General features: G+C 72.7%; 21 protein-coding genes. 14 read left to right on the forward strand and 7 right to left on the reverse strand.

Going from position 1 to position 20,610, the window contains the following annotated elements; genetic code table 11:
• Positions 1-114: 114 nt before the first annotated feature.
• Entirely contained in the window at positions 115-780 is a 666-nt protein-coding gene (locus IQ210_RS23990) for a carbonic anhydrase (protein WP_194081141.1), read from the reverse strand.
• Positions 781-1,013: 233 nt separating this feature from the next.
• Here IQ210_RS23990 and IQ210_RS23995 point away from each other — a divergent pair, with 233 nt between their 5' ends.
• The 3 genes from IQ210_RS23995 (at position 1,014) to IQ210_RS24005 (ending at position 4,014) form a co-directional block, all read left to right on the forward strand.
• Positions 1,014-2,486 carry an aromatic amino acid ammonia-lyase gene (locus tag IQ210_RS23995; RefSeq protein ID WP_194081233.1) on the forward strand — a complete coding sequence of 491 codons (1,473 nt, stop codon included), beginning with the start codon at positions 1,014-1,016 and terminating at the stop codon, positions 2,484-2,486.
• Complete coding sequence (locus tag IQ210_RS24000) at positions 2,483-3,334, forward strand: MurR/RpiR family transcriptional regulator (protein WP_194081142.1); 852 nt, start codon at positions 2,483-2,485, stop codon at positions 3,332-3,334. Before IQ210_RS23995 ends, IQ210_RS24000 begins: the two co-directional genes overlap by 4 nt.
• Before the next feature lie 95 nt (positions 3,335-3,429).
• Entirely contained in the window at positions 3,430-4,014 is a 585-nt protein-coding gene (locus tag IQ210_RS24005; RefSeq protein WP_194081143.1) for a hypothetical protein, read from the forward strand.
• 17 nt (positions 4,015-4,031) lie between these two features.
• Here IQ210_RS24005 and IQ210_RS24010 read toward each other — a convergent pair whose 3' ends face one another.
• From IQ210_RS24010 to IQ210_RS24030, 5 genes are all read right to left on the reverse strand, one after another.
• The gene (locus IQ210_RS24010) at positions 4,032-4,406 is read right to left on the reverse strand and encodes a roadblock/LC7 domain-containing protein (RefSeq protein WP_194081144.1); all 375 of its coding nucleotides are present in this window, start codon (positions 4,404-4,406) and stop codon (positions 4,032-4,034) included.
• A 23-nt stretch (positions 4,407-4,429) separates the two neighbouring features.
• Positions 4,430-4,903, reverse strand: a complete 474-nt coding sequence (locus IQ210_RS24015) for a roadblock/LC7 domain-containing protein (RefSeq protein WP_194081145.1) — start codon at positions 4,901-4,903, stop codon at positions 4,430-4,432.
• A gap of 34 nt (positions 4,904-4,937) precedes the next feature.
• The gene (locus tag IQ210_RS24020; protein WP_194081146.1) at positions 4,938-5,747 is read right to left on the reverse strand and encodes a transcriptional regulator; all 810 of its coding nucleotides are present in this window, start codon (positions 5,745-5,747) and stop codon (positions 4,938-4,940) included.
• Complete coding sequence (locus tag IQ210_RS24025) at positions 5,744-6,139, reverse strand: hypothetical protein (protein WP_194081147.1); 396 nt, start codon at positions 6,137-6,139, stop codon at positions 5,744-5,746. Before IQ210_RS24025 ends, IQ210_RS24020 begins: the two co-directional genes overlap by 4 nt.
• 170 nt (positions 6,140-6,309) lie before the next feature.
• Positions 6,310-7,707 carry a type III PLP-dependent enzyme domain-containing protein gene (locus IQ210_RS24030; RefSeq protein WP_407699719.1) on the reverse strand — a complete coding sequence of 466 codons (1,398 nt, stop codon included), beginning with the start codon at positions 7,705-7,707 and terminating at the stop codon, positions 6,310-6,312.
• A 136-nt stretch (positions 7,708-7,843) separates the two neighbouring features.
• On the opposite strand from IQ210_RS24030, the gene hutU reads away from it, so the two are divergent.
• The 4 genes from hutU (at position 7,844) to hutI (ending at position 13,363) form a co-directional block, all read left to right on the forward strand.
• On the forward strand, positions 7,844-9,508 hold the full coding sequence (gene hutU, locus IQ210_RS24035) for a urocanate hydratase (RefSeq protein WP_194081148.1): 1,665 nt from the start codon (positions 7,844-7,846) through the stop codon (positions 9,506-9,508).
• Between the two features lie 128 nt (positions 9,509-9,636).
• Complete coding sequence (locus IQ210_RS24040) at positions 9,637-10,839, forward strand: allantoate amidohydrolase (protein ID WP_194081149.1); 1,203 nt, start codon at positions 9,637-9,639, stop codon at positions 10,837-10,839.
• A complete protein-coding gene (locus IQ210_RS24045; protein ID WP_194081150.1) occupies positions 10,836-12,167 on the forward strand; it encodes a formimidoylglutamate deiminase in 1,332 nt (443 codons plus the stop codon). Before IQ210_RS24040 ends, IQ210_RS24045 begins: the two co-directional genes overlap by 4 nt.
• Positions 12,168-12,190: 23 nt before the next feature.
• Entirely contained in the window at positions 12,191-13,363 is a 1,173-nt protein-coding gene (hutI, locus tag IQ210_RS24050; protein WP_194081151.1) for an imidazolonepropionase, read from the forward strand.
• Between the two features lie 30 nt (positions 13,364-13,393).
• Here hutI and IQ210_RS24055 read toward each other — a convergent pair whose 3' ends face one another.
• Complete coding sequence (locus tag IQ210_RS24055; RefSeq protein WP_194081152.1) at positions 13,394-14,326, reverse strand: RNA polymerase sigma factor SigF; 933 nt, start codon at positions 14,324-14,326, stop codon at positions 13,394-13,396.
• A gap of 237 nt (positions 14,327-14,563) precedes the next feature.
• Between IQ210_RS24055 and IQ210_RS24060 the strand changes: the two genes are divergently transcribed.
• From IQ210_RS24060 to IQ210_RS24090, 7 genes are all read left to right on the forward strand, one after another.
• Positions 14,564-14,941, forward strand: a complete 378-nt coding sequence (locus IQ210_RS24060) for an STAS domain-containing protein (protein ID WP_126272490.1) — start codon at positions 14,564-14,566, stop codon at positions 14,939-14,941.
• Between the two features lie 231 nt (positions 14,942-15,172).
• Complete coding sequence (locus IQ210_RS24065) at positions 15,173-15,688, forward strand: ATP-binding protein (protein ID WP_194081153.1); 516 nt, start codon at positions 15,173-15,175, stop codon at positions 15,686-15,688.
• 106 nt (positions 15,689-15,794) lie between these two features.
• Entirely contained in the window at positions 15,795-16,265 is a 471-nt protein-coding gene (locus IQ210_RS24070) for a carboxymuconolactone decarboxylase family protein (protein WP_126272488.1), read from the forward strand.
• Positions 16,266-16,416: 151 nt separating this feature from the next.
• Entirely contained in the window at positions 16,417-17,106 is a 690-nt protein-coding gene (locus IQ210_RS24075) for an LPXTG cell wall anchor domain-containing protein (RefSeq protein WP_194081154.1), read from the forward strand.
• 274 nt (positions 17,107-17,380) lie between these two features.
• Positions 17,381-18,217 carry a hypothetical protein gene (locus IQ210_RS24080; RefSeq protein WP_194081155.1) on the forward strand — a complete coding sequence of 279 codons (837 nt, stop codon included), beginning with the start codon at positions 17,381-17,383 and terminating at the stop codon, positions 18,215-18,217.
• Entirely contained in the window at positions 18,214-19,284 is a 1,071-nt protein-coding gene (locus IQ210_RS24085; protein WP_194081156.1) for a hypothetical protein, read from the forward strand. Before IQ210_RS24080 ends, IQ210_RS24085 begins: the two co-directional genes overlap by 4 nt.
• A complete protein-coding gene (locus tag IQ210_RS24090; RefSeq protein ID WP_194081157.1) occupies positions 19,281-20,567 on the forward strand; it encodes a hypothetical protein in 1,287 nt (428 codons plus the stop codon). The genes IQ210_RS24085 and IQ210_RS24090 overlap by 4 nt, the downstream gene beginning before the upstream one ends.
• The last annotated feature ends 43 nt before the right edge of the window (positions 20,568-20,610 follow it).

Genomic DNA, 20,610 nt, shown 5'->3' on the forward strand with positions numbered 1-20,610 from the left:
GATGGCGCCGGGTGCGGCGGGACGGCCTGCTGCGGGCACAGTGATGGCGCCGGGTGCGGCGGGACGGCCTGTCGCGGGCGCAGCGGATGGTGCCGGGTGCCGTCTGGCGGGCGGTCAGGGCAGCAGCGTGACGCGGCCGGTGTCCAGGTCGAAGCGCGCCGCCAGCACCGTCGACCCCGCGAACGCGGAGTCCGCGCGGATCGCGTCCCGTACCCAGCGGGTGTGGGCGGTCATGGTGTGCTCGGCCCAGTCGCCCGGCAGGGCGCGGGTGCGGCGGGCGGACGGGGTGATCTCGTCGACGAGGAGGTTCAGATGGCCGGGCACGGGGGCGCCGGTGCGCAGGTGCTCCAGGGTCGCCGCGACGGCCCCGCAGCGCTCGTGGCCGAGCACCAGGACCAGCGGGATGCGCAGCTCCTCGACGCCGTACTGGACGGAGGCGAGCACCGCCTCGTCGAGCACCTGGCCGGCCGTCCTTATGCACAGCAGGTCCCCGAGCCCCTGGTCGAAGATCAGCTCCGGCGGCACGCGGGAGTCGATGCAGCCGACGACCACCGCGAAGGGGTGTTGCGAGCCGGCCAGCGTGTGGCGCAGCCGGTCGCCCTCGTGCGGATGGCGGGAGCGGCCGGTGGCGTAGCGGTGGTTGCCCGCGAGCAGTTCGGCGAGGGCGGTGCGGGGGTCCGACGGCGGCGGTTCGGTGTCGGCGGGGGCCGCCGCCGCGGGGACGGTGGCCAGTGCGCCGACGGCGGTGGCCGTCAGGAAGGCCCTTCGGTTCGAGGCCATGACGCATCCTCAGGGGATTGTGCTGTGCTGATCGCGCGTCGAGCTGAGAGCGCGTCATCACCGTATGCATGCGAGCTGTCACCCTGTGTGCCCGTTTAACGACACTTGGCTGATTCGTCGTCAGTTCATCGCTCTTGCCATACCGCCCCTTGATCGGGAACGGTTGCCTGCATAGGACCATGCAGAGTGCTTAAACTCTGAATAGGTCACGGTCGGTGAGGGAGTACGGCGTGATGCACACGGGCCTGGTGGTCCTCGACGGCGTCGCGCTCGGCGTCGCGGACGTCGTGCGCCTCGCCGACGGCACCGCGCGGCCGGTGCCCGGCACCGAGGCGATGAAGCGGGTGACGGAGTCCTGGGACGCCGCCCGGCAGATCGCCGCGACCGGACGCGTCTACGGCCGCTCGACCGGCGTCGGCGCCAACCGGAACGAGCCGGTGCCCACGGAGGCCGCCGCCGAGCACGGCCTCAGACTCCTGCGCAGCCACGCCGGCGCCATCGGCGAGGAACTGCCCGCCCGGCAGGTGCGCGCGATGCTCGCCGTACGGGCCAACCAGTTGCTCGCGGGCGGCGCCGGGCTCAGACCCACCGTCGTCACCGCGCTCTGCGAGGCGCTGGAGAGCGGCGCGTATCCGGTCGTCCACGAGTTCGGGTCGGTCGGGACCGGGGACATCGCCGCGCTCGCGCAGGCGGGCCTCGCGCTGGCCGGGGAGCACCCCTGGAAGGGTGCCGGGCCCGAGCCGCAGCCCCTGGACAACAACGACGCCCTCGCCTTCATCAGCAGCAACGCCCTCACCCTCGGCCAGTCCGCGCTCGCCCTGCACGAACTGCGCGGGCTGCTCCAGGCCACGCAGGTGGTCGGCGCGCTGTCGCTGCTCGCCGTCGACGGGTCGCACGAGGCGTACGCCGCTCCCGTGCACGCCGCCCGGCCGCACCGGGGCAGCAGCGAAGTCGCCCGCCGGATGCGGGAGTTGATCGGCGCCGACGAACGGCCCACGCCGCCCCTCGGCCGTATCCAGGACCCGTACGGCTTCCGCTGCCTGCCCCAGATCCACGGCCCGGCGCACGACGCCGCCGACGCCCTCGAAGCGGTCCTCGACGTCGAGGTCAACGCCGCCGCCGAGAACCCGCTCATCAGCCCCGAGGACATGGCCGCCTACCACCACGGCGGCTTCTACCAGGCCCAACTCGCCCTCGCCCTCGACCACTTCAGGCTGGCCCTGACCCAGGTGGCGCGGCTGTCGACGTCCCGCCTGTCCACCCTCAACGAGCCCGCCTACACCCGGCTGCGGCCCTTCCTCGCCGACCACGAGCCCGCCTCGTCCGGCGTGATGATCCTGGAGTACGCCGCCGGCGCCGCCCTCGGCGATCTGCGCGCGTTCTCCGCCCCCGCCTCGCTCGGCCACGCTGTACTCTCCCGAGGCGTCGAGGAACAGGCCAGCTTCGCCTCGCTCGCCGCCCGGCAGACCCTGCGGGCGTGCGGTGCGTACCGGCTCGTCGTCGGCTGCGAACTCGTCGCCGCCGTACGGGCGTTGCGTCAGCGCGACCACGGCCCCGACCCGGACCTTCCGGTGGGGCGGGCGCTGGAGCTCGCCTACTCGGTGCTCGACGAGGACCAGGCCGACCGGCCGCTCACGGGTGACGTGACGGCGGCGGCCGCACTGCTCGATGAGTTCACGGACATCTGGAGGGGGAGCGAGGCATGAGCGACATGGGTGTGACGGACACGCCGGCGGCACGGCTCCAGGCGCTCTTCGAGGGGCACCGGCTCACGCCGACCCAGCGGCGCATCGCGCACAGCATGGTGCGGCGCGCCGCCGACGTGCCGTTCCTGTCCAGCGTCGAGCTGGCCGAGCTCGCCGGGGTCAGCCAGCCGTCGGTGACCCGCTTCGCGGTCGCCCTCGGCTTCGACGGCTACCCCGCCCTGCGCCGCCACCTGCGCGAGGTCGCGCCCGCCGAGCAGCCGGCCGACTCGGCGTCGTACAACGAGTACCAGCAGGCCGTCGAGGCCGAGATCGAGAACCTGAAGCACCTCGCCGAAGTCCTCGCCGACCCGCGGCCCGTGCAGCGCGCGGGCCGGGTGCTGGCCGCCTCCCGGCCGCTGCCGGTGCTGGGGCTGCGGGCCGCCGCCTCACAGGCGTACGGCTTCGCGTACTTCGCCGCCAAGGTCCACCCGGACGTACGGCTGCTGCACGAGGGCGGCACCATGATCCACGACCGGATCGACGCCGCCGTCCGCGCGGGCGCCTCCGCGCTGCTCTGCTTCGCGCTGCCCCGGCATCCCCGGGAGGTCGTGGACACCCTCGGCTACGCCAAGGAGGCCGGGCTGACCGTCGTCACCGTCGCCGACTCCGCGTTCGCGCCGGTCGCCAAGGTCTCCGACCTGCTGCTGCCCGCCGCCGTCGGCACCGGGCTCGCCTTCGACACCGCGTGCGCGCCGATGCTGCTCGGGCGGGTGCTGCTGGAGGCGATGTGCGACGACCTGCCGGAGGCGCAGGCGCGCCTCGAGGAGTTCGACGCGAGGGCGGCGGCGCGAGGCCTGTTCGTGGAGTGACCCCGGCTGTGGGCGGGCTTTTAAGGCTCGTCTCACGTTCGCTCGCTAGCCTGCCCGGCCAACAGGACTGTGCCGGGACGACGAGGAGGCGGAACGTGGCACGCGGAGGACTGGGGCTCGCTCGGGTGGCCGTCGTCGTACGCGCCGGAGCCGCGCCCCTGTGGTGGGCCGGGGTGTTCGCGGCGGGTGTCGGGGTGCTGGTGCCGGGGCTGACCGGACGCCGGATCGGGGTCATGGCGGGGGCGGCGCTGTTCATCGTCGCGGCGGCCGTCGTGTCGTACCGCCGACGCAGGCGCTACACCGCCCTCGCGCGCGGAGCCGCCCGCGCCGGGAAGCACGACGTGCTCCAGGACCGGGCCGTGACCGTACGGAACTGGCGGCACGGACATCGCTGGTGGCTGCTGCTCGCCTGGCTGGTGGCGCTCGGCGCCAACTTCGCCGTGCCCGTCGCGGGCGGGCTGCTGCTCGCCGGGACCGGGGTGGGGCTGCGCCTGAAGGCCGCCTGGCTCGGGCGGCGCGAGCGTGACGGGGACGCGCTGCTGTGGGTGCGGGTCGACTGGCTCGACGCGCGCGGCGGACGCCCCGCCGGCAAGGCCGTCAAGGCGTACCGCGGCACCGGCATCGCGGCGGGCGACGCGGCCCCGGGCGGGGCACGCCGCCGCACCGCGGCGCTGGTCTAACTCTTTTTGGTCAAGGATCAGACCTCCAGGTCCTCCTCGATCCGCTTCAGCTGGTGGCGGGCCATCGCCAGGTTGGAGCGCTTGGCGTCCAGGACCAGGTACAGGAACAGTCCGTTGCCGCCGCGGCCGCTGATCAGCCGGATCAGGTGGTACTGGTCGGACAGGGTGATCAGGATGTCCTCGATCTGGCCCTTGAGCCCGAGGTGTTCCATGGTGCGCATCTTGGCGCGGACGACATCGGTGTTGCCGGCCGCGGCCACACTCAGGTCGAAGCCCTTGCTGCCGCCCATCGTGCCGAGCGCCATGCCGCTGGTGTAGTCGACGAGCGCGACGCCGGTGGCGCCCTCGATGGAGGCGAGCGCCTCCTTCAGGGATGTTTCGGTGTTGGCCATGGTCGTATGCCCTTCTCGTGGGTTCAACTGTCCGTGGAGGTACGTGCGTTGGTCGTACGAGGCGTGCGCGCCGTTCTGGTCCGGGCGGGCGCTCTCGCGGGCTTCGCGGCGGGCGGCTCGGCGGGCGCCCGGGAGTCGAGGAGCTCCCCGATGCGGGCACCCGCGCGGCGGCCCTCCAGATGGAGGCGGCCGGCGTTGACCCGGTCCTGGGCGAGCAGAGTGAGGACGGCGCCACGGCCCGCCGCGTACGTCGCCACATAGCCGTACGCGCCCCGCACCGTCAGCTCCCGGAACTCCCCCTGCCCGGTCGCGTCCGTCAGCCGTACGGCGACGCCGAGCGCGGCCGCGGTGAGCGCGGCCATGCCGTCGGGCTCCACGCCCGGGGTGTCCTGGGCGAGGACGAGCCCGTCCACGCTCGCCGCCAGGGCGCCGGTGAGATACGGCACCCGGCTCCTCAACCGCCGCAGCTCGTCCAGGATTTCGGGTTCGGCCGCCATCTGGTCACTCCTCTCGGCGCGGGCGCGTTGTCGTTCAAAGGGACTCCAGCGCATCCCTGAGCCTCTTCAGCAGCGTGATGTCGGGGTCGGTGGTCTCGATGCGGGCCGCTTCGGCGGGTTTCAGGGCGCCGCGCACCAGGACCCCGGCCGCCGCGAGCCGCCGTACGTCCACCAGGGTGTGGAACGCCGGGCGGCCCATCGCGCGGGCGATCTCCGGTGCCGTGCGGACCCCGTCGACCAGGTGCAGCACCGCTCGCTGCCGGGCGGTGAGGGCGGGGAGGGCGACGGTGTCGGCGCGCAGGAGCGGGGCCTCGTCGGTCGCCGGGTCGGGCCAGATGCGGTGCAGCAGGTCGCGGCGGCGCAGCGTCTCGTGCTCCAGGGCGGCCACCGGGACCGCGCGCACCGCGCCGGACCGGCCCGGGCTCGTGTACCGGAAGCGGCCCGGGGTGCTGCTGGGGGCGAGCGCGAAGTAGGCGGCGTCGTACAGCGTTTCGAGGTGGCACAGTTCCAGCGCGCCCCGGGTGAGCCGGCCGCGGCCGACCAGCAGCAGTCCGGCGCCGGGGGGCTCCGCCGCCTCGTCGGCGGCCTGCCGCCAGGTGTCGGCGTCGAGGGTGCCGTGCGCGGTGAGGAGGGTGCCGAGGCCGGGGGCGGCGGGGCTCTCGGCGTGCACGACCCGGCCCTCGGCGAGATGCAGGGTGCCGCGCTCGCGGACCAGGACGCCGGTGGCCCGCTCGGCGGCGAGCCGGGTCAGCATCGGGGAGACGCCGCCCCAGGCCCGCTCGCGGGCCTCCGCCTTGTCCCGCACCGGCAGCCGGGGCGGTGGTGTGGTCGTCACCGCGGTCATCCGAGAACCAGCCGCCCCGTCATCTCGCCGAGCCGGATGCGGGCCAGCGCGAGGTTGCCCTCCACGCGGGCCAGCCACAGATGCAGGAAGACGCTGCTGTCGAAGGACGTCCGCACGAAGCACAGGACGTGGTAGCTGTCCCGGTTGCTGATGATGACGTCCTCGACCGGGGGGTCGGCGACGCTGTTCTCCGGGTCGTCCGGCGCGAACGCCCGGTGCTCGGCGGCCAGTCGGGCCAGCTCGGCGGCCTCCGCCGCGGCCGTCTCGTGGTCGCCGCCCGGTGACTCGCCGGCGGTGCCCAGGGCCAGTCCGCTCGTCCAGTCGACGAGCGCGGCGCCCCGGGCACCGGGCAGTTGCATGACTTCGAGCAGACACTCGTCGATACCGGGCACCGTGAGTTCCCCTCCCGCCTGGGGTTCGGCTGAGTGACGCCGAAACTACGCAGGGTGTGAGCGAGGGGTGAGGATTCCGGCATTTTCCGGTGGAACATGCGCCGGATGGCTAGGGTGGGTCAACTGGGCTTGTTTTCCGACCAGTTGACCCACATGTCCGCCGGCGTGCGTCAAGGGCGCGCGGTCGTTCCGAGGGTGGTGAGCGCGGCGGCGTGCGCCCCTCCGGATTCGGCCACGATCTCGTCGAGCGTCTGCGGGGTGCGCACGGTCGCGAAGGCGACACCGCCGCCCTCGTCCGGCGCGAACCCGTAGATGCCGGGCCGCGCGAGGGAGTTGTACGCGTAGTGGTGGGCGAAGTAGTAGGCGCCCGTGTCCAACGCCGCCGCGTAGTCGCCCTGTTCGAGCAGCGGGAGCGCCCGGGCCTCGGCGAGCAGGTCGCCCGAGAAGCAGGCCGGCCCGGCGATGTCCTGCACCACCTCGGCCCCCGCCTTCGGCCGCCCCTTCCCGTCGTACGCGGCGATCCTCAGCGGCCACGCCCCCGGCACATACACCGTCCGCGTCGCCACCTGCACGCCCGCGTGCGTCACCGCGACCGGCCGCCCGCCCGCGCTCTTGGCGTACTCCACCCGCGCCACGATCGTGCCGTGCTTGGCCAGCAGCGACCGCCCGAACTCGGTCACCAGCCCGTACCGCCCGTCGAACAGCCCCGGCACCGCCTCGCTCAGCAGCCGCGCGTACTGCGCGTACGTCGGCGCCGTCGCGTCCGAGCCGAAGTTGACCGGCAGCCCGCCACCGATGTCGATCGTGTCGATCTGCGGGCGTCCGATGTGCCGGTTGATCTCCTCGGCGAGCGCGTACGTCTCCGCGACCCCCTGCGCCATCAGGGACAGCGGGATGCCCTGGGAGCCGGTGTGCGCGTGCAGCCGGTTCAGCCAGGGCCGGTCGGCGTAGGCGCGCACGAGCCACTCCCGGGCGCCGGGGTCGCGCAGCGCCACCCCGAACTTCGAGGTCGCCGTCGCCGTCGAGGTCGCCCCGATGGAACCCCCGCCGACCTGCGGATTGACCCGGATGCCGAGCGGTGAGCGGCTCGCCGCGGACCGCATGAGGGCGTCGATGCGGTCCAGCTCCTGCGGGTTGTCGGCGTTCACCGCGATCCCGAGGGCGAGCGCCTCCCGCAGCTCCGCCGGCGTCTTCGCCGGCGAGTCCAGCACCGTCTGCTGCGGGGTCAGCCCCGCCGCCCGCGCCAGCGCCAGCTCGCCCGGGCTCGCCACCTCCGCGCCGATCCCGGCCTCCCGCAGCAGCCGCAGCACCGGCACCAGCGGGGTCGCCTTCACCGCGAAGGCGTGCAGCACGGGCGTGCCGGGCGCGGTGACCGCGTCGAATGCGGCCCGCAGCTCCGCCGCCGACTCCCGGATGCCGGTGACGTCCAGCAGGCCGACGATGGGGGAGTCCGGCCCCAGCAGCCCCTGCTCCACCGCGGCCCGCACCGCCTCGTCCCGCCGGACCGTGCGATCCCCTTGCCCTTCGATGCCCATGACGTCCCCCGTCAGGTCGTTGTCCGCGCCCATACGTCCAGCGTCTGCGCCCATGCATCCAGCCAAACATCCGCGGCGCGCCCGCGCTGAGGGACCGCCCTATTGACTAGCTCTATTCAGACGGTCAGGATGTGAATAGAGAGCCAAACAGTCCACCAGGAGGCAGACCATGTCAGGACCCCGCCCCGTCCGAGCGCCGCGCGGTACGGAACTGAGCGCCCTGGGATGGCAGCAGGAAGCCGCCCTGCGGATGCTCCAGAACAACCTCGACCCCGAGGTCGCCGAGCACCCCGACAAGCTCGTCGTCTACGGCGGCACCGGCAAGGCCGCCCGCGACTGGCGCTCCTTCGACGCGATGGTCCGCACGCTGCGCACCCTGAAGCAGGACGAGACCATGCTGGTCCAGTCCGGCCGCCCCGTCGGCGTCATGCAGACCCACGAGTGGGCGCCACGCGTCCTCATCGCCAACTCCAACCTGGTCGGCGACTGGGCGAACTGGGAGGAGTTCCGCCGCCTGGAGGCCCTCGGTCTGACCATGTACGGCCAGATGACCGCCGGTTCCTGGATCTACATCGGCACCCAGGGCATCCTCCAGGGCACCTACGAGACCTTCGCCGCCGTCGCCGCGAAGAAGTTCGGCGGCACCCTCGCCGGGACGATCACCCTCACCGCCGGCCTCGGCGGCATGGGCGGCGCCCAGCCCCTCGCGGTCACCATGAACGACGGCGTCGCGATCTGCATCGACTGCGACCCGCGCGCCATCGAGCGCCGCATCGAGCACCGGTACCTCGATGTGAAGGCCGACTCCCTGGAGCAGGCGCTCCAGCTCGCCACCGAGGCCCGCGACCAGCGCAAGCCCCTCTCCATCGGCGTCCTCGGCAACGCCGCCGAGCTGGTGCCGCAGCTGCTCGCCATGGGCGCGCCCATCGACATCGTCACCGACCAGACCTCGGCCCACGACCCGCTGGCCTACCTGCCGACCGGCGTCGCCTTCGAGGACATGGCCGACGCGGCGGCGAAGGACCCGGCCGGCTTCACCACCCGCGCGCGCGAGTCGATGGCGCGGCACGTCGAGGCCATGGTCGGCTTCATGGACGCCGGCGCCGAGGTCTTCGACTACGGCAACTCCATCCGCGGCGAGGCCCAACTCGCCGGGTACGAGCGGGCGTTCGCCTTCCCCGGCTTCGTCCCCGCCTACATCCGCCCGCTGTTCTGCGAGGGCAAGGGCCCCTTCCGCTGGGCCGCGCTGTCCGGAGAGGCGTCCGACATCGCCAAGACCGACAAGGCGATCCTCGACCTCTTCCCGGAGAACGAGTCCCTCGCCCGCTGGATCAAGATGGCCGGGGAACGCGTCCACTTCCAGGGCCTTCCCGCCCGTATCTGCTGGCTGGGCTACGGCGAGCGCGACAAGGCCGGTGAGCGCTTCAACGACATGGTCGCGAGCGGTGAGCTGGCGGCGCCGCTGGCGATCGGGCGCGACCACCTGGACGCCGGGTCGGTGGCCTCGCCGTACCGCGAGACGGAGGCGATGCTGGACGGGTCCGACGCGATCGCGGACTGGCCGCTGCTGAACGCGATGGTCAACGTGGCGTCGGGGGCGTCCTGGGTCTCCCTGCACCACGGTGGTGGCGTGGGCATGGGGCGGTCGATCCACGCGGGGCAGGTCACGGTCGCCGACGGCACGAAGCTCGGTGGCGAGAAGGTCCGCCGCGTGCTGACCAACGACCCCGGGATGGGCGTCATCCGGCATGTGGACGCGGGGTACGACATCGCGGAGTCGGTGGCGGACGAGCGGGGCGTGCGGGTGCCGATGCGTGAGGGTGACCCGGCGTGACGGAAGGCGGCAACTCTCCGGTGGGGGCCGAGGCTTCGTCGCCGGGTGCGGGTTCGGCTGTGTCCACCCGTTCCGCCCTGCGGAACGACTGCCCACAGCCGAGGGCGACCACTCGTACCTTCCACGAGATGTGGCGTGACCTCGCCCCCATCGGCCGCCACCCCGACTCCCACGGCTACCGTCGCTTCGCCTGGACCGGGGCCGACGCCGAATGCCGGGCCTGGTTCAAGGCGCAGGCCGAGAGCCGTGGGCTGGACTACGAGGTCGACCGGAACGGGAACCAGTGGGCCTGGCTCGGGGACCCGGGTGCCGGGGACGCCGTCGTCACCGGGTCTCATCTGGACTCCGTGCCCGATGGCGGCGCCTTCGACGGGCCTCTCGGGGTCGTGTCGTCCTTCGCCGCGCTCGATGAGCTGCGGGCCCGGCAGGTCGCGTTCACCAAGCCCCTCGCCATCGTCAACTTCGGCGACGAAGAAGGCGCCCGTTTCGGGCTCGCCTGCGTCGGCTCACGGCTCGCCTCCGGGCAGCTCACCGTCGACCAGGCGCACAAGCTGACCGACGGGGAGGGCATCAGCCTGCCCCGGGCCATGGAGGCCGCCGGCTACGACCCCGACGCCATCGGGGCCGACCACGAACGGCTCGCGCGCATCGGCGCCTTCGTGGAGCTGCACGTCGAGCAGGGCCGCGCGCTGGACCTGTCCGGCGACCGCGTCGGCATCGCCAGCGCCATCTGGCCGCACGGCCGCTGGCGGTTCGACTTCCGCGGCGAGGCCAACCACGCCGGCACCACCCGCCTCGTCGACCGGCACGACCCGATGCTGTCGTACGCCGAGACCGTCCTCGCCGCCCGCCGCGAGGCCGAACTCGCCGGTGCCGTCGCCACCTTCGGCAAGATCTCCGTCGAACCCAACGGCGTCAACGCGATCCCCTCCCTCGTGCGCGGCTGGCTCGACTCCCGCGCCGCCGACCAGGCGAGCCTGGACCAGGTGGTCGGCGGGATCGAGAAGGCCGCCCGCGAGTACGCCGACGCCCACGGCATCGCCCTCGACATCGTCCGGGAGTCCTTCACCCCCGTCGTCGAGTTCGACCACGCCCTGCGCGACGAACTGGCCCGCATCCTCGGTGAGGCAACGGACATCACCGTCCCCGTCCTGGGTACCGGTGCCGGACACGACGCCGGAATCCTGTCCGGGACGATCCCGACCGCCATGCTGTTCGTACGCAACCCCACGGGCGTCTCGCACTCCCCGGCCGAGTTCGCGGCCGAGGACGACTGCGTGGCCGGGGTCCTCGCCCTCGCCGACGTACTGGAAGGACTCGCCACCTCGTGACGACGTACTGGCTGGAGCACGCCTGGCTCGACACCCACGTCGAGCCGGGCGTCGCCGTCGAGGTCGCGGACGGCCGGATCACCGCCGTCCGCACGGACGTGCCCACCCCGCCCCCCGGCGCCGAGATCCTGCGCGGCCTCACCCTGCCCGGCCTCGCCAACGCCCACAGCCACGCCTTCCACCGCGCCCTGCGCGGCACCGTCCAGGTCGGCTCCGGCACCTTCTGGACCTGGCGCGAGATCATGTACGCCACCGCCGACCAGCTGACCCCGGAGACCTACCACGCCCTCGCCCGGGCCGTGTACGCGGAGATGGCGCTGGCCGGCGTCACTGCCGTCGGCGAGTTCCACTACCTCCACCACGCCCCCGGCGGCACCCCCTACGCCGACCCCAACGCCATGGGCGAGGCCCTCATCGCGGCCGCCGCCGACGCCGGCATCCGCATCACCCTCCTCGACACCGCCTATCTCTCCGCCGGCTTCGGACAGCCCCCCAACACCCACCAGCTCCGCTTCTCCGACGGCACCGCCGAGGCCTGGGCCGAACGCTGTTCACTTCTCAAGGAACGGGATCACGCGCGGATCGGGGCCGCCATCCACTCCGTACGGGCCGTGCCCGCGGGCCAGCTGGCGACCGTGGCCGAGTGGGCCGAGGGGCGGCGGGCGCCGCTGCACGTCCACCTGTCCGAGCAGACCGCCGAGAACGAGGCGTGCCTGGACGTCCACGGGTGCACCCCGACCCAGCTCCTCGCCCTGCACGGCGTCCTCGGCCCACGCACCACCGGCGTCCACAACACGCACCTCACCGCCGAGGACATCTCTCTCATCGGCGGCAGCGGCACCGGTACCTGCATGTGCCCGACCACCGAGCGGGACCTCGCGGACGGCATCGGGCCGGCCGTTGCCCTGCAGAACGAGGGCTCCCCGCTCTCCCTCGGCTCCGACAGCCACGCCGTCATCGACCTGCTCGAAGAAGCCCGCGCGATGGAGCTGAACGAGCGGCTGCGCACCCGCACCCGCGGTCACTGGACGGCCGCCGCCCTGCTGCGCGCCGCCTCCGCCGACGGCCACGCGGCCCTCGGCTGGGGCGAGGCGGGCACCATCGAGCCCGGCGCCCTCGCCGACCTCACGACGATCGCGCTCGACTCGGTCAGGACAGCGGGCCCGCTGCCCAGGCTGGGCGCCGAGACGGCCGTATTCGCGGCGACGGCAGCGGACGTACGGCACACCGTCGTGGGCGGCCGGCAGGTCGTGCGCGACGGGGCGCACACGCTCGTACCGGATGTGCCGCAAGCACTCGCGCAGGCAGTCGACGCCCTCCGCGGCTGACCACCCCCAAGGACGCCACCGCCATGAGCAGCACCGTCATCACCAACATCGCCGCGCTCGTCACGAACGACCCCTCCCTCGGTGACGGCTCCCCCCTCGGCCTGATCCAGGACGCGGCCGTCGTCATCGACGGCGACCACGTCGCGTGGACCGGTGAATCAAGCAAAGCACCCGCCACTGACAACCGGGTCGACGCCGGGGGACGGGCCGTCCTGCCCGGCTTCGTGGACTCCCACTCCCACCTCGTCTTCGCGGGCGACCGCACCCAGGAGTTCAACGCCCGGATGTCGGGGCGCTCCTACACCGCGGGCGGCATCCGTACGACGGTCGCCGCGACGAGGGCCGCGAGCGACGCCGAGCTCGAAGCGAACCTCACCCGCTACCTCGCCGAGGCCCTCCGTCAGGGCACGACGACCTTCGAGACCAAGTCCGGCTACGGCCTGACCGTCCACGACGAGTCCCGCGCCCTGCGCATCGCCGCCGCCCACACCGACGAGGTCACCTATCTGGGCGCGCACATCGTCTCCCCGGACCACGCCGACGACCCGGCGGCGTACGTCGCCCTCGTCACCGGCGAGATGCTCGACGCCTGTGCCCCGTACGCCCGCTGGATCGACGTCTTCTGCGAGAAGGGCGCCTTCGACGGCGACCAGGCCCGCGCGATCCTCACCGCCGGCAAGGCCAAGGGCCTGCACCCGCGCATCCACGCCAACCAGCTGTCCTACGGCCCCGGCGTGCAGCTGGCGGTCGAACTGGACGCCGCCAGCGCCGACCACTGCACCCACCTCACGGACGCCGACGTGGACGCCCTCGCGAACGGCGACACCGTCGCCACGCTCCTGCCCGGCGCCGAGTTCTCCACCCGGGCGGAGTGGCCGAACGCCCGCCGCCTGCTCGACGCCGGCGTCACCGTGGCCCTGTCCACCGACTGCAACCCGGGCTCGTCCTTCACCTCGTCCGTCCCGTTCTGCATCGCGCTCGCGGTACGGGACATGGGCATGACCCCGGACGAGGCGGTCTGGTCGGCCACGGCGGGCGGCGCGGCCGCCCTGCGCCGCACGGACATCGGCAGGATCACCCCGGGCGCCCGGGCGGACCTCACGCTCCTCGACGCCCCGAGCCACGTCCATCTGGCCTACCGGCCGGGGGTGCCGCTGGTGAGCGGGGTATGGCGACGGGGCGTGCGCGTCGTCTGACGCACACGCCCCGCACCTGAGAAACAGGGGTCACTCCTCGACCGTCAGCCCTTTTCGCAGCCGTACCAGCGTCCGCGACAGCAGCCGTGAGACATGCATCTGCGAGATGCCGAGTTCGTCGCCGATCTCCGACTGGGTCATGCCCGCCACGAAGCGCAGGGACAGGATCTTCCGGTCCCGGGACGGGAGGTCGGCGATCAGGGGCTTCAGGGACTCCACGTACTCGATGCCCTCGATGCCGTGGTCCTCGTAGCCGATCCGGTCGGCCAGCGCGCCCTCGGCGTCGTCCTCCTCCGGCTGCGCGTCCAGCGACGACGCGGTGTACGCGTTGGAGGCGGCCATGCCCTCCACGACCTCGTCCTTCGTCAGCTCCAGACGCTCGGCGAGCTCGGCCACCGTCGGCGCCCGGTCCAGCTTCTGCGCCAGTTCGTCGCCGGCCTTGGCCAGGTCGAGGCGGAGCTCCTGAAGGCGGCGAGGCACCCGCACCGACCACGAGGTGTCGCGGAAGAAGCGCTTGATCTCGCCGACGATCGTCGGCATCGCGAAGGTGGGGAACTCCACGCCGCGGCTGAGCTCGAAGCGGTCGATCGCCTTGATCAGGCCGATCGTGCCGACCTGGATGATGTCCTCCATCGGCTCGCTGCGGGAGCGGAAGCGGGAGGCGGCGAACTTGACCAGGGCCAGGTTCAGCTCGACGAGCGTGTTGCGGACGTACGAGTATTCGTGGGTGCCCTCCTCCAGCGACTCCAGCCGCGCGAAGAGGGTCTTGGACAGGGCCCGTGCGTCCACCGGCCCCACCTCTTCGTACGGGGGGATCTCCGGAAGCCCGGCGAGCAGGTCGTCCTGCTGGTCCTGTTCGATCTGGGTGATCTGCTCGATGGGATCCAGATGTTCCGGGGGGGATGTCGACGTCGCCTTCTGGGTATGCGATGCGTCGAGCCGGGGTGACATGATGTCCTCCATCGTTCTCGGCATGTGGCTGCCGAAGCCATCCGTGCACTGCGGTGTGCGGCGCCTCCAAAGCCGGCCGTGTCGAGTACGTGTCCCTACTAGCCCTACCCGCTTTCCCAACCTCGCCGCAAGTGCGTTCTGTGGGGAAATGTCCGTTTGTGTGCGGATGTTCAGGTGTCAGGGTGTGTGAGGAAGGCGTAGTGTTCGAGGGCGTCAGCAGCAGCCACGACGTCGGGAGAGAGAGACGGCATGGACCGCGGGACGGTCGGCAGCGCACAGTCTGGCCGGCTTCTGGTCGAGGTGCGGGAAGAGGGCGCCAGCGCCGTCGTGACCCCGGCAGGTGAGCTCGATCACCACACGGCCGATTTGTTGCGTGAGCCACTCGAGGAGTGCCTCGCCAAGGGCTTCAGCCGCCTGGTGGTCGACTGCTCGCGCCTGGAGTTCTGCGACTCCACGGGGCTGAACGTACTGCTCGGGGCGCGACTGAAGGCCGAGGCCGCCGGGGGTGGGGTGCATCTCGCGGGGATGCTGCCCGTCGTGGCCCGCGTCTTCGAGATCACCGGCGCCGACGCCGTCTTCACCGTCCATGACACGCTCGCCGCGGCCCTGGCCGACGAGGCCGGCTGAGCCGGTCCGCGCCGGCCGCGCGGAGCACCCCGCCGTCCCAGTCGGCACGGCACTTTTCCCCTGTGACGTCTTCCGCGCCGAAACAGGGGGTGTTCTGCCGGTTCGGTCGGGCAGGAGACATCCTGGACGTCGCGCAGGCGACATCCGGGAAGTCGCGCGGGGGACCCACGTCGCGACGTGACTCTTGAATCGTGAATTGATGACTTGGTGAATCGGTGAGGTGAAGCGCTGATGAGCAGCACCCGGCCTTACTCGCCGGGCGACCGCGGCCCGGAGGCCGACGGCGCTTCCGGGGCGTCCGAAGGGGGTGCGGTCGTGCCGTCTGAGTCCTCGGCGGGCCGGCAGGTCCGCAGGCTGAACTTCGACGGTGCGAGCGGGGTCGTCCCGCTGGCCCGCGACTTCGCCCGGCAGGCGCTGTACGCGTGGGGCTGGCTGCCCGCCGCCACCGCGGACCAGCGGGCCGCCGCGGAGGACGTGCTGCTCGTCGTCTCGGAGCTGGTCACCAACGCCTGTCTGCACGCCGAGGGGCCGGACGAGCTGTGGATCGCCTGCGACAACAAGGTGATCCGCGTCGAGGTCTCCGACCGCGGCACGGGCCAGCCGGCGCCGCGCACCCCGCACCGCGCGGGCCGCCCCGGCGGCCACGGCATGTTCATCGTGCAGCGGCTGTGCCTGGACTGGGGGGTCATCCGCAACCCCGGGGCGACGGGCAAGACGGTCTGGGCGGAGCTCGGAGCACCCGCGTAAGCGGACGCTGTCGCATGTGACACAGGTCACACCCGTCCATGTCACGAACGGACCGGGCCCTTCAGTCCTAGGTGTGTAAGGCCAAGCAACGGCAGAGGAGCACACCATGGAAGCCCGGCTCTCCCCCCACGGCACCCCCCTCCTGGGCAAGGTCCTGCCCCACCTCATCGCGGCGAACAAGGCGGTCGCCGAGTCCGGCGTGCCCGCCGCGACACAGGAGCTGGTCAAGATCCGTGCGAGCCAGATCAACGGCTGCGGGGCCTGCCTCGACATGCACACCAAGGAGGCCGCCGCCGCGGGAGAGACCCAGCACCGGCTCCTCATGGTCGCCGCGTGGCGCGAGGCCAAGGCCTTCACCGAGCCCGAGCGGGCGGCGCTGGAGCTGACGGAGGCGGGCACCCGGCTCGCCGACGGGTCCGGGGTGCCGGACGACGTGTGGCAGAACGCCGCGAAGCACTACGACGAGGAGCAGCTGCTGGCTCTCGTGATGCTGATCGGCGTCATCAACTTCTTCAACCGCATGAACGTCATGACCCGCCAGCCGGCCGGCGACTACCAGGTCGGCATGCTCCACTGACGGGGTCAGCCCTCCACTCGAACCCCCTTTCGTGCGCGCCGGATCGTCACAACTCCGGCGCGCACCGTGTCTTCCTTCCTCACGACCCCGGGCGTACCTTGACGGCCGAATCTGATGTGCCGTCAGGAACCGAGGAAGAGGGAGCGGAACCGTGTCGTACCGGAATCGAACCGCCGCGCTCGCGTCCGCCGCGGCTCTGGCCGGCTCGGCGGTGCTGATGGCCGCCCCCGCCGCCCACGCCGAGGTCGTCGACGTCAAGTACCAGTGCAAGACGCCGATCGGCGACAAGAGCGCCGTCTCGCCCATCGACATCAAGGGCGTCAAGAGCGGCAGCGGCTACAAGATCACCATGTCCTGGCAGAAGGGCGTCTCCTCCAGCCCGGTCGACCTGGGCAAGGGCGCGATGGCCCCGAGCGCCGTCATCAAGCTCGGCGGCGCCGACAGCGGCACCCTGAACGTGTCCGGGCCGGCCAACCAGGCGGTCGTCCCCGCCAACACCCCCATCAAAATCAGTGACTTGAGCGGGACGTACACCCCGAAGAAGTCCGGCAAGGTCACCTTCACCGCGGGCGTCCTCACCATCAAGGCCCTCGGTACGACGACGACTTGCACGCCGACGAACAGTCCCGGCCCGTCGCTCACGCTGGACGTGACGGCCGCGGGCGGCGGTTCCGGCGGCAGCGGCACCCAGAGCGGCACCGACTCCGGCGCCGAACTCCCGCAGACCGGCCCCGAGGACTCGGCGATCGCCCTCGGCACCCTCGGCGGCACGGTCCTGCTCGCGGGCGCGGCCGGCACGCTGTGGCTGACGAGGAGGCACCAGGCGGCAACCCGCCGCTGACCCCGCGAGCCGTACGGCAGGCCGAAGTTGACCTGCCAGCCGCACGGCAGCCGGAGCCCCACCACCGACAGCCGTAAGCCGTACGACAGCCACCCGCGGACGACCGCCGTAAGCCGTACGCCAGCCGGAGCCCCGCCACCGACCCCGCGCTGTACGACAACCAGAGACCCGCCACCGAACCCGCAAGCCGTACGACAGCCGGAGACCCCGTGAGCCGTACGAAGCCGCAGCCCCGCCGCCACCCCCGCAAGCCGTACGACAGCCGGAGCCGCCGATGCCGTCCGCCGTCCGTGTCCTGGGCCTGACCCTCCTCGCCCTGCTCGCCGCCGTCCCGGCCGCGCACGCCGCCGCCGACGACGACGGTTGGTCGGCCGCGCCCGCCGGGGAGGCGCGGCCGTCGTTCTACGCCGAGGGCGGGCCCGGCACGGTCCTCGAGGACACGATGTCGCTGACCAACCGCGGCAGCGCGCCCGTGGACGTCTCGCTGCGTGCGGAGGGCGCCGAGGTCACGTTCGCGGACGCCCGGCTCCGGCTGCCCCCGCGCACCCGCACCGAGGTGCCCTTCACGGTGACCGTCCCGGCCCACGACACCACCGCCCGGCTCGTCGCGCGTGACTCCGACGGCACCACCCGGCGGGTCCCCGTCCATCTGCGCGCCACCGTCCCCACGGTGGCGGCCCTGACCGTCGAGCACGTCTCCGTGCACGCCGACCGCATCACGTACGAGCTGGTCAACCGCGGTACGACCGCGCTCGCACCCCGGCTCGCCGTCCACGCCGACGGCCTCCTCGGCGCGCTCCTCGACCGGCCCCCGCGCACCCTGCCCGTCACACTCGCGCCGGGCAGCCGCACCGAGCTCAGCGAGCCGTGGGACGGGCCCGCCCTGGACTCCGTCGAGGTGCGGCTGACGGTCACGGCGGCGGGCGGGGCCCGGGACGAGGCGCGGGTCTCGGCGGGCGTCGGACCGTGGGGTGCGGGGGTGGTGGTGGCGGCCGGGGGTGCGCTGTTCGTCGTACGGCGGCTGTCCGTCGTACGACGTCGTAGGCGCCGTGGCGAGGCAGTGACCGAACCCTCTTGTCCGGAACCCGAGTTGACGGGAGCGGTGTCGTGAAGCTGCGGATTCTCGGGGCGGCGGTGCTGGCGCTGCTGCTGGCCTCGGTCTCGGTCGGCCCGGTCCGGGCCGCCGAGCAGCCCGTCGTCAAGCTCTCCAAGTCGCAAGCCGGGACCGGCGGTTCGGTCACCGTCACCGGCAGCGGCTGGCGGGCGAAGGCGCTGCTGATGATCCTCATCTGCGGTCAGGCCGTACCCTCGCGGGGAGTGCCCGGCGGCACCAACTCCTGTGCCAACGCGGACGGTCGGGCCGTCACCACCGACGCCAAGGGCCGCTTCAGCAGGAAACTGCCGGTCGCCGAACCGCCGGTGCCCTGCCCCTGCGTGGTGCACGTGGCGACGGTGACCGGCGCGAAGGCGGAAGCGGACGCGATCTTCCAAGTGGCCGGGCACGCCGTGGAGCCGCTGCCCGCCGAGACCTCCGGCGGACGCCTGTCGGTCCTCACCGACACCCGCCTCGACGGCTCGAGCGGGCTGCTCACCTGGTTCGGGGCGCCACCCGCCCGCACCCTGGTCTTCACCGTCGGCAACGTCGGCACCTCCGCCGTCAAGAACCCCGTCTTCCAAGTCGGCACCTCCCACGGCGTGTTCGCCCCGCAGTGGGAGGAACAGCAATGGCGCGGCACGATCGAGCCAGGCAAGAAGGCCCGCGTCGAACTGCCCGTGGAGCTGACGGGCGGCGCGCACGGCGACTACACGGTCTCGCTGAAGTACGGCGGCAAGGTCCTCGCAGAACAGCCCTGGGGGGTGGGCCGGCCCTGGGGCGTGACCCTGTTCTGGGTCCTGGTCTGCCTGGTCGTGCCCGCCGCGCTGTTCCGCGTCGGGATGGCCGTGGTCGACCGGGTACGGCCGCGCCGCCCGGGCCGCCCGTCCCGTGCCCCCGCCCGGCTGCGGCTGCCCGAACTCACCCTGCGGCTCCCGGGGTTGCGCACCGGCCCCGCCGAACAGCCGCCCCCGCCCTCGACCCTGCCGTGGTTCACCCCGGACTCCGATCCGGGCACGGCCGGTCGGCTCTCCGCACCGCACGACGACAGCCCGACGACTCCCACCAGAAAGGGACCCACGTGAGCAAGCGAAGGAGAGCCGTACCCGACCGTGTCAGAGTCGCGCTGGCGCTCTGCGGGGCGGGCGTCCTGATCGGCGTCGCGGTCGCGCCCGCGCAGGCCGCGGAGGTGTCGTACGCGACGCACTGCGTGCCGCCCGCCGGCGTCGGCCTCGACCCCGTGGACGGCACCACCAAGGTGGAGATCACCGCGCCCGCCACCGCGAAGGTCGGCGACGAGGTCGAGGTGGTGTGGAAGTTCGTCCAGGCCGCCTCGAAGAACCCCGACCTCATCGACATCGGCGAGAACCAGGTCAAGCCGACCGGCACCCTCAAGGCGGCCGGCGCGCAGAGCGCCGACATCGCCATGGCGGGGCCGCAGGAGAACCCGCCCATCCCCAAGGGCGGCGACATGGTGCTCTCCGACATGAAGGGCACGCTGAAACTGACGACGGCGGGCGAGGTGACGCTCACGCCGGACGCGTACACGGTGACCGCGTACGGCACGGACACCAAGTGCACGCCGAGCGCGGCCGTTCCCACGGCGGCGACCATCAACGTCGCTGCGGGCGGCGGGAGTTCGCCGACCCCGACGACCTCCGAGGAGCCGAGCGGGAGCGCGAGCCCGACCTCCAGCGCGTCCGAGGAACCGAGCGGGAGCGCCTCGCCGACCGCGAGCGCCACGGAGTCCGGCAGCGGGCAGACCGACTTCCAGGGCGAGGTCGTCGACATCCCCTACACCTGCAAGTCGCCGATCGGCGAGCAGAAGGCGACGTCCACGATCCAGATCAACGCCAAGAAGGACGGCGGGAACTACGGTCTCACCGTGCAGTTCAAGAAGTCCCCGATGAACAGCCCGGCCAACATCCCGAAGGACTCCATCAAGCCCTCGATGGAGGTCGTCCTGGGCGGCGCCGACAAGGGCTCGGTCCATGTGGAGGGCCCGACCAACGCCGAGGACATCAAGGCGGGCGACCCGATCGAGATCCCGGACATGACCGGCACCTACAAGCCGGGCGCGACGGGCGAGTCGACGCTGTCCCCGGGCGTCCTGACGATCAAGGCCCTCGGCACGACGACCACCTGCAACCCCGACTCGACCTCGGTGTCCCTGAAGCTCGACACCACCAAGCAGGAGGGCGGGGCAGCCGGCGGCTCCTCGACCGGCGGCGACTCGTCCTCCGGCGGCCTGGCGGCGACCGGCTCCGAGGACCACGGCGCCCTGAAGGCACTCGGCCTGGTGGCCGGCACGGCCGTGCTGCTGGGCGCGGCGGTGTTCACGTTCCTGCCGGGCAGGCGACGCGTCTGAAAACCGAAAGGGCCGCCGCACCGGATGGTGCGGCGGCCCTTCG

It is taken from the genome of Streptomyces justiciae (assembly GCF_015163075.1).
Lineage (GTDB): Bacteria > Actinomycetota > Actinomycetes > Streptomycetales > Streptomycetaceae > Streptomyces > Streptomyces justiciae.